The organism is Halomonas saccharevitans, from assembly GCF_900116405.1.
In the GTDB taxonomy this organism is placed as follows: domain Bacteria; phylum Pseudomonadota; class Gammaproteobacteria; order Pseudomonadales; family Halomonadaceae; genus Halomonas; species Halomonas saccharevitans.
In genome coordinates, this window is the sequence record NZ_FPAQ01000040.1 from 20,875 (window position 1) to 30,091 (window position 9,217).

Genomic DNA, 9,217 nt, shown 5'->3' on the forward strand with positions numbered 1-9,217 from the left:
CGACAGGAGATCGACGTGATGCATCACGCCGAGGCTATTCCTTTCGACGATCAGGAGAAGACCATGAGCCAGCTTTCCGAACAGCCCTGCGAGGCGTGCCAAAAGGACGCTCCCCGCGTGACCCAGGCCGAGATCGAGCAGTTCGGGGCCGAGATCCCCGAGTGGCAGATCGTCGAGCGCGATGGCATCATGAGGCTAGAGCGGAGCTTCACGTTCCGCGACTTTCAGCAGGCCCTCGACTTCACCAACCGCGTCGGCGAGATCGCCGAAGAGGTCGGACACCATCCGGCTCTCTTGACCGAATGGGGCAAGGTCACCGTGACCTGGTGGTCGCACGAGATAAAGGGTCTGCACAAGAACGATTTCATTCTTGCCGCCAGAACTGACGAGGTAGCGACATAAATGTTCGAGAAAATTGAGCGGGTTCCCGGGGATGCCATCCTCGGTCTGATCGAGGCCTTCAAGAAGGACACCAATCCCCAGAAGGTCGATCTCGGCGTGGGCGTCTACAAGGACGACCAGGGCAACACCCCGGTCATGCGCGCCGTGAAGGAAGCCGAGGCCCTGCTGCTCAAGAACGAGACCACCAAGACCTACATCGGCTCGCACGGCGCACCGGCGTACGGCCAGGCCGTGCTGCCCATGGTGCTGGGCGAGGGCTCACCGGTGCTCGAGGCCGGTCGCGCCAGCGCCACCCAGTCCCCCGGCGGTACCGGCGCCCTGCGCCTGGCGGCGGACTTCATCGCCAAGCAGCTGCCCGGCAAGGACGTCTGGGTCAGCGATCCGACCTGGCCAAACCATCTGGGCATCTTCCCGGCCGCCGGCCTGACGCTGCACAAGTATCCCTACGTCGATGCCGAGAACCGGCTGGATTTCGACGGCATGCTCGGCGCCCTCAAGCAGATTCCGGAAGGCGACGTGGTGCTGCTGCACGCCTGCTGCCACAACCCCACCGGCTTCGACCTGTCCCAGGCCCAGTGGCAGCAAGTGCTGGAGGTGGTCCGCGAGCGCAACCTGCTGCCGCTGATCGACTTCGCCTACCAGGGCTTCGGCGCGGGGCTGGACGAGGACGCCTACGGGGTGCGCCTGCTGGCCGAGAACCTCGATGAGGTGATCATCACCAGCTCCTGCTCCAAGAACTTCGGCATCTACTGCGAGCGCACCGGCTGCCTGATCCTGGTGGCCAAGAACGCCGAGCAGATGGAGAACGTCCGCTCCCAGGTGGCCATCGTTGCCCGCGAAAACTACTCCAACCCGCCGGCCCATGGCGGCGCCATCGTCAGCGAGATCCTGCACTCGGCCGAGCTTGCCACCGTCTGGCGCGAAGAACTCACCGAGATGCGCGATCGCATCAATACGCTGCGTCGCGACTTCGTCGAGGCCCTCAAGCCCTATGGCCTGGACCAGAAGTATGCCTGCGTCGCCGAACAGCGCGGCATGTTCTCATACACCGGCTTGACGCCCGATCAGGTCGATCGCCTGCGTGACGAATTCGGGATCTACATGGTGCGTTCCGGCCGCGCCAACGTGGCCGGCTTCTCGCACGAGAACCTGCCCTACCTGGCCAAGGCGATCGCCGCGGTCAACTGATCTCGTCAGCCCCCCAACCGATAACGCCCGGGCCGATGGCTCGGGCGTTATACATTACGGCGATGATGATCACGCCGCGTAGCGGGAGACCCCCAGGCCACTGGGATCGATGGCCGGTGCACGGCCATCGATCAGGTCGGCCAGCAGCTGGGCGCTGCCGCAGCTCATGGTCCAGCCCAGGGTGCCATGCCCGGTGTTGAGCCACAGGTTATCGACAGAGGTGGCGCCGATGATCGGCGTGGAGTCCGGGGTCATGGGCCGCAGGCCGGTCCAGAACTCGGCTCGGGCCACGTCGCCCCCCTCGGGGAAAACGTCGCGCACCACCATGGCGATGGTCGCCCGGCGTTTCTCCAGCAGGCTCAGGTCGAAGGAGGCCAGCTCCGCGGTACCGCCCACCCGAATACGATCATCGAAGCGCGAGATCGCCACCTTGAAGGTCTCGTCCATCACCGTGGACTGGGGAGCGCCCCCGTCGTCGGTGACCGGCACGGTCAGGCTGTAGCCCTTCACCGGATAGATCGGCAGCCGAATCCCCATGTCCTTGACCAGGAACGGTGAGTAGCTGCCCAGACAGACCACGTAGGCATCGGCGGTCAGCTCACCCTCGCTGGTCACCACGCTCTCGATGGCCCCGGCGCTGCGCTTGAGGCGCTGGATCTCGACGTTGAAGCGGAACTCGACGCCCAGCCGCTCGCGGCAGTAGTCCGCCAGACGGTTGGTGAAGAGGTAACAGTCGCCGGTCTGATCATCGGGCAGGTGCAGCCCGCCGACGAACTTGCCCGGCACCCGGCCAAGCGCCGGCTCGACGCCTTCGATCTCATCGGCATTGAGCAGCTGGTGGCGCACGCCGCACTGCTCCAGGACCCGCATGTCCTTGGCCACGGCCTCCACCTGGCTCTCATGGCGAAACAGCTGCATCAGGCCGCGCTGACGATCCTCGTAGCGGATCCCGGTCTCGTCACGCAGGGCATTGATGCAGGCCCGGCTATGCTCGGCCACGCGCACCATGCGCTCCTTGTTGACCATGTAGCGCTCGGGATCGCAGTTGCCCAGCATCTGCATCATGAAGCGCGCCATGCTCGGGTCCATCTTGGGCTGGATCTTGAGCGGCGCATGCTCCTGGAACATCCACTTGACGGCCTTCTGGGGAATTCCTGGGGCCGCCCAGGGCGAGGAGAAGCCGAAGGAGACCTGGCCGGCGTTACCGTAGCTGGTTTCCAGCGCCGGCGAGGGCTGGCGATCGACCACCGTGACCTCGTGGCCCTGCCGAGCCAGGTAATAGGCGCTGGTGACGCCGACGACGCCGCTGCCGAGAATCAGTACCTTCATGCGCTTGCCCTTCTGCCGGGTGATGAGATCAACAAGCCCAGCAGTATAGGGATAAATTTCCAGAGAATTCGCCCAAAATAACCCCTAAAAAGAAAATGGAAACATATTTTTTGACTCAATAACGAAGCAATATTCTCTATATTCCATAATTTTTAGAATATTTCTCTACGATGCGCTAGACGGCTGTCGGCGCGGGCTGGCGAGGATCCGTCTGAGCACCTGCCAGGCCGTCAGGCCCGCCAGCAGGTTGCCGATCGCCGCCCCCATCGCCAGGCCCATCAGCTCACCGAGCCACGCACCGAGCCAGAGACACGGCAGGTAGAAGACGAACAGCCGAGCCCCCGACATCAGCATGGCACGCAGCGGCCAGCCCAGGGCATTACCGGCGGAAACCACGATCATGCAGACTCCCAGCGCCGCGTAGCTCGGCAGCAGGAAGCGAATCAGGATCGCCAGGTCGCCCTGCACCTCGGGATTACCGGACAGCGCGAGGGCGAGCCATGGCGATGCCATCGCCATGATCACGCCCAGCGACAGCTGCCAGAGCACCACCACCCTGAGCGCCAGGCGCATCAGCCGATGCACCTGCTCCCAGTCCCCCGCCCCGTAACAGCGTCCGAGCCAGGGCGGCAGCGACATCGTCATGGCCAGCACCACCATCAGCGAGAGGGTCTCCAGGCGACTGGCCAAGCCCCAGGCCGCCACCTGGGGCTCGCCGAGGGAGGCCACCACCGAGATCGCCAGCATCGCCGCCAGGGGCGGCATCAGCTGGCTGATCATCGCCGGGCCGGCGATACCGACGAAGGGCATCAGCGAACGCTGCATCTCCCCGGCCAGCCCCTCGAGCGCGAGCCACGGCTTGTCACGCAGGCGCTGGGCCAGCAGCGCGAGGCCGATGGCAAAGGCGATCGTGGTTGCCCAGGCGGCGCCGGGCAGGCCGAGCCCCTCCCAGGGCCCGACGCCGAAGATCAGCAGCGGGTCGAGCACCAGGTTCAAAAGGCTCGTGATCACCATCATCTTGCCCGGTAGCCAGGTGTCACCGTGGGCCCGGAACAGGCTGTAACCGAAGTAGAGCACCGCCCCGAGCCAGGCCGCCAGCAGCTGCGGGGCCCAGTAGTCGCGAATCAGCGCGCGCGTCGCCTCGTCGGCGCCCAGCAGGCCGAACAGCGGCGTCTGGATGGCCCACAGCAGCAGCACGAGCAGCGCGATGGTCACGGTGCCGACCACCAGCACCAGGCTGCCCAGACGGCGGGCTCTCGCCGTTTCCCGCGCCCCAAGGGCACGCGAGATCAGCGCCGCGATGGCGATGCCCATGCCCACCTGAATGCCGATGACCAAAAAGGACAGCGGGAAGGTGAAGGACTGGGCGGCGAGCGGCGCCGTGCCCAGGCGGGCGATGAAGGCGCTATCCACCAGCTGAAAGCCGAGCAGCGCCAGCACGCCGATCGCCATGGGCCAGGTCTGGCGCCACAGGGTGAGGCCGAGGGTGGAACGAGATGCGTCGAGAGAATTCACACGGACTCCAGGGTCTGTCGGGGCCAGGAATTCTACGCCATGGCGGCGCTTGGCTCAGCCCGCTAGCCCCGGCTATCCGACTGCCAGCCCGGCCAGGATGCGCTCGATGTCTGCGGCGGGCATGGGGCGGTAGAAGTAGAACCCCTGCACCAGATCGCAGTGCATGTCCTGGGTCAGCGCCAGCTGTTCGCGATTCTCGACCCCTTCCGCCACCACCTCGAGCCCCAGCCGATGGCCGATGAAGATCGCGGCCTCCATGATGGCGCGATCCTCGGGCTGATCCGGAGCATCGCGCACGAAGGATCGATCGATCTTGAGCGCCGTGACCGGGAAGTGCTTGAGATAGCTCAGCGACGAGTAGCCGGTTCCGAAATCGTCGATGGCGATGCGATATCCCAGGCGGTGGAGCCGGTGCAACCCCTCGAGGATACGATCGTCGGCCTCGATCAACACGTTTTCGGTGAGCTCGATGCCGATATGGCGTGGTCCCAGAGCGTAGCGCGCCAGGCAGGCCTCGAAGCGCTCGAAGACGTCGGGCCGGCTCATCTGTCGACCGGAGAAGTTGATGTCGATACGCTCCAGGGCCAGGCCGGCATCCCGCCACCGCCCCCGCTGTCGACAGGCGGTTTCCATGACCCAGTCACCGAGACGATGGATGAGATCGGTGTGCTCGGCCAGCGGGATGAACTCGGCAGGAGAGATCGGCGGACCGTCATGGGGGTACCAGCGCAGCAGCGCCTCGAGATGCTCGATACGCCCGCTCATGGCCGACACCTGGGGCTGGTAGTGAAGCGATAGCTCACCACGATCGAGCGCCTGCTCAAGACGCTCGACCAGGCGGTGCTGGTGCAGCAGCTCATCGTGGAGCCGCTGATCGAAGAACCAGACGCTGCCACGGCCGTCGAGCTTGGCCCGATTCTTGGCCATATCGGCATGGCGAATCAGCTCCCGTGCCGAATCGCCATTGTCCGGATAGAAGCTGACGCCCAGGCAGGCCGTCACCTGACGACGCACCCCGCCGATCATGAAGGGGGCCCGCAGGGCCTGCTGAAGCTTCTTGACCAGCTTCGGCAGCACGTCCTCGCGCTGGAGGCCCGGGAAGGCGATCACGAACTCGTCGCCGGAGAGGCGCGACATCGGGTCCGAGCCGCGCTTGGCACGATGCAGGCGACGACTCAGTTCGATGAGTAGACGGTCGCCCTGCTCGTAGCCCAGGGTGTCATTGACCTCGACGAAATGGTCGACGTCCAGGTAGATCAGCACCAGGCCACAGCCCTGTCGACCACAGCCGGCGAGGACCTCATCGAGCTGGGCCTCGAAGGTCTGGCGATTGGGCAGATGCGTCAAGGCGTCGAAGCGTGTGGCAAATTCGAGCTCGCGATGGGCGCGTTTCTGATCCGAGAGGTCCACATCGATACAGAACATCAGGGGATCGTCGGTGTGCTCGTTAAGCATCACGTGGTGCGAGAAGACCGATACCGGCTGGCCGCTCTTGTGCTGAAGCTCCAATTCACTGGCAGGAATCTCGACTCCCCGCTTCATCCAGTCACGATGCGCCTGGATCACGGGCTCGCGCATCGGCTCGGGGATGATCAGCTCCTCGAGCAGCCGACCCTGGGCCTCATCGTGAGCATAACCGTAGAGCCGGGTGCTGGCCTCGTTCCAGTAGATCACGCGACGCTCGCGATCGTAGCCCTGCACGGCCACCTTGGGCAGGCTTTCCAGCAAGGTACGAAAGCGATGCTCGCTTTCCAGGTACTGGCGCCGCACGCGCTCGACGTCGTCCAGCGCGGCGGGGCCGGCCCAAACGGCCGTCCACCTGGCACGGATCTGTTGCCGCCGGCGCAACAGCCATTGCCGGAAGCGAGTTTCGCGACCGCTCATGCATCTCCTCATCATCGCCTTGCGATGCCATCCTGCCCGCTGTAAGCGCACTATCAGAGGCGGCAAAAAGAGTGAGCATCTTACCTTTTCATGTAGGAAATATCTTACATGGCGATGCCTTACCGCAAGACACTGTCATCCGATGTCTCACTGAGAATCCTAGTCCCTAGAGGACGGCACGTCTCGTACATATTTGTGGTATCCCGTCTTAGCCACCTAGGCTTCCGTGCCGCCGGGCGCCACACCCCGGCCTACGAGCGGCGAACGTTTATGCGCAGCGACACCCGCGATGCCTGCGCCACGTCTTGCCTTGCCCCGCCCCTGCCCACAGGTGTTCTTCGGTGGCACGGCTCCCGCGCCGCTACTCATCGGGATCACACCCGCAACGCGATGCCCCCGGAGAAAACTCCGGGGGCATCGCGTTGCAGTGGGGAAACGAGGGCCAGCGAGTCTTACTGGCGGATGCCCTCGAAGGTGACGTAGAGCTCGAGCTCGTGCATCACCTCGGGGAATTTGCTCATGTCGATGCCGTAGTCTTCCAGGACCAGGGTCGTGGAGCCCTCGAAGCCGGCGCGATAGTTCCCCCAGGGGTCCTCGCCCTCGCCCAGCAGGGTGATGGGCATCTCGATCACATTGGTCTCACCGTGCAGCGTCAGTTCACCGCTCAGCACGCCCTCGTTGTCGCCGCTGGGCGCAAAGCCGGTGGTCGTGAAGGTGGCGGTCGGATACTCGCCGACGTCCAGGAAGTCATCGCTCTTGATGTGCTTATCACGCTCGGCATGGTTGCTGGTGAGGCTCGCCACATCGACCTCGAGATCGGCGGCCGAATCCTCCAGGTTTTCCGGGTCGTAGCGGAAGCTGCCCGAGAATTCCTCGAAGCTGCCGAGGATGTAGGAGAAGCCCAGGTGGCTGATCTTGAACTGAATGAAGGCGTGCTGGCCCTCGGTGTCGATGGCGTAATCGGCGGCCTGGGCCTGAGTCAGCGGCACCAGGGCAGCGGCGGCCAGGGCGGTGGCGATGGCTGTCTTCTTGATCATGAAAGCTCCTTGCGAATCGTATCGGGGGAGAACATCGCCTCAGGGGCGACGAGAACGACGCGGGTCGACCATGCGCGTCAGCACGTCGTTGCGATCGACCCAGTGATGTTTCAGGGCGGCCAGGGCGTGGCCGCCCGACAGCGCGATCAGCGCCAGTGCACTGTACCAGTGCACCTGGCCGGCCAGGGTGGCCTGATTCGGCAGGCCGCTGATCAGCGCCGGCACCTCGAAGGCGTCGAACACATTGATCCCCTGGCCCTCGGCGGTGGAGATCAGGTAGCCGCTCACCAGCACCACGAGCATCAACACGTAGAGCCCGATGTGTCCAAAATGGGCGGCCACACGCTCCAGGCGATGCCCCTGCGCCTTGGGCGTGGGCTGCAGGGAGCGCCAGCCCAGGCGGATCAGGGTAACCAGCAGCAGCAGCATGCCCAGGGAACGATGCCACCATGGACCAAGGTTGTACCAGCGGTCGTAATAATCGAGCCCTGTCATCCACCAGCCCAGGGCGAAGAGACCGATGATGGCCAGGGCGCCGATCCAGTGCAGCAGGATGCTGACCAGCCCCCAGCCACGACGGGTGTTGTTCCACATGGTCTCTGTTGCCTCCACGCCTATGATCGTCAACCACCAGCATACCCCAGGAGACGATCGGCATCCGCGAATAAACCCGAACATTCCATTCGGAAAAACCACATGCCGCCGCCACGAGGGACGTGGCGGCGGCATGTGGCCATCCGAGCGTCAGAGGAATCAGCCTCGCTCGGCCAGCACCTCGAGCAGCAGGCGAGCCGTGGACGCGCTGGAGGCCGGGTTCTGCCCGGTGACCAGCAGCCCATCGCGCACCTGGAAGGGCGCGAAATCGTCGCTGCTCCGCTGGTAGTGGCCGCCCTTCTCCCTGAGGGCATCCTCGAGCAGGTGCGGCACCACGCCGGATAGACCCACCGCCTCTTCCTCGCTGTTGGCGAAGCCGGTGACCTGGCGGCCCTTGACCAGCGGCTCGCCCGCGGGCGTCTCGACGTCGAGCAGCACCGTAGGCGCGTGACAGACCGCGGCCACTGGGCGCTCGGCGGCCAGGAAGGCCTCGATCAGGCGGCGCGAATCGGCATTGCCGGTCAGATCCCACAGCGGCCCGTGGCCCCCGGGATAGAAGATCGCATCGAAGTCGCCTACCTCGACGTCGCCGAGCCTGTGCGTGCTGGCGAGCTGCGCCCTGGCCTGATCGTCCGACTCGAAGCGCCGGGTCTCCTCGGTGAGGGCCTCCTCGGCCTGGGAGTTCGGGTCCACCGGCGGCAGGCCGCCCTTGGGCGAGGCCAGGGTGACCTCGGCGCCGGCGTCCTTGAAGACGTAGTAGGGCGCGGCGAACTCCTCGAGCCAGAAGCCGGTCTTGTGGTCGGTATCGCCCATGCGATCATGGGAGGTCAGTACCATCAGGATCTTCATCACAGCCCTCCTCGGGCGTCGGTGCATGCGTCACTGAATGAGATGGAGACGAGACGGGGGAGTTCAAGGAAGACCGGGGAAATATCGGGTAGGGTCCGGGGTCGCCCCCGGAGCCCTCCCACACCACCGGGCATACGGTTCCGTACCACGGCGGTTCACGAAGCACGATTGAGCCCTCTTACCGTATCGAGTACCGAGATCAGACCCAGCCAGTCGAACCACTTCCGGGGGAGGGCCTGATTCATGTGCGAGGCACCGGCATTCCACCAGGGGCCTCGCCCATTCCCCGCTGATTTCCACGCCCGAAAGCCATTCAGACCCAATGCCAGAAGCTTACGGCGCCGGGTCTTCGGGCGCTTCCATTGCCGCCAGATCACGTCGCGTAATCGGCGACGTACCCATTGATCCAACGCTTCCAG

At 64.8% G+C, this 9,217-nt stretch carries 9 protein-coding genes; 2 read left to right on the forward strand and 7 right to left on the reverse strand.

Annotated features, from left to right (window positions below; genetic code table 11):
* Positions 1 to 63: 63 nt before the first annotated feature.
* The gene (locus BM388_RS14990) at positions 64 to 402 is read left to right on the forward strand and encodes a 4a-hydroxytetrahydrobiopterin dehydratase (RefSeq protein ID WP_089851617.1); all 339 of its coding nucleotides are present in this window, start codon (positions 64 to 66) and stop codon (positions 400 to 402) included.
* Positions 403 to 1,590: an amino acid aminotransferase gene (locus BM388_RS14995; RefSeq protein ID WP_089851604.1), complete on the forward strand. Its 1,188-nt coding sequence runs from the start codon at positions 403 to 405 to the stop codon at positions 1,588 to 1,590.
* Between the two features lie 69 nt (positions 1,591 to 1,659).
* Here BM388_RS14995 and BM388_RS15000 read toward each other — a convergent pair whose 3' ends face one another.
* From BM388_RS15000 to BM388_RS18020, 7 genes are all read right to left on the reverse strand, one after another.
* Positions 1,660 to 2,919, reverse strand: coding sequence for a D-amino acid dehydrogenase (locus tag BM388_RS15000; protein WP_089851606.1), 1,260 nt, complete (start codon positions 2,917 to 2,919; stop codon positions 1,660 to 1,662).
* Positions 2,920 to 3,084: 165 nt separating this feature from the next.
* Positions 3,085 to 4,371: an MATE family efflux transporter gene (locus BM388_RS15005; protein ID WP_089851619.1), complete on the reverse strand. Its 1,287-nt coding sequence runs from the start codon at positions 4,369 to 4,371 to the stop codon at positions 3,085 to 3,087.
* Positions 4,372 to 4,506: 135 nt separating this feature from the next.
* The gene (locus tag BM388_RS15010; RefSeq protein ID WP_089851608.1) at positions 4,507 to 6,318 is read right to left on the reverse strand and encodes a putative bifunctional diguanylate cyclase/phosphodiesterase; all 1,812 of its coding nucleotides are present in this window, start codon (positions 6,316 to 6,318) and stop codon (positions 4,507 to 4,509) included.
* A 452-nt stretch (positions 6,319 to 6,770) separates the two neighbouring features.
* On the reverse strand, positions 6,771 to 7,355 hold the full coding sequence (locus tag BM388_RS15015) for a YceI family protein (RefSeq protein WP_089851609.1): 585 nt from the start codon (positions 7,353 to 7,355) through the stop codon (positions 6,771 to 6,773).
* Positions 7,356 to 7,394: 39 nt separating this feature from the next.
* Positions 7,395 to 7,949, reverse strand: a complete 555-nt coding sequence (locus tag BM388_RS15020; RefSeq protein ID WP_089851611.1) for a cytochrome b — start codon at positions 7,947 to 7,949, stop codon at positions 7,395 to 7,397.
* A gap of 159 nt (positions 7,950 to 8,108) precedes the next feature.
* Positions 8,109 to 8,798, reverse strand: coding sequence for a type 1 glutamine amidotransferase domain-containing protein (locus BM388_RS15025; protein ID WP_089851613.1), 690 nt, complete (start codon positions 8,796 to 8,798; stop codon positions 8,109 to 8,111).
* Between the two features lie 155 nt (positions 8,799 to 8,953).
* The coding region (locus BM388_RS18020) for a group II intron maturase-specific domain-containing protein (protein ID WP_342714255.1) at positions 8,954 to 9,217 on the reverse strand (264 nt) is incomplete at its 5' end.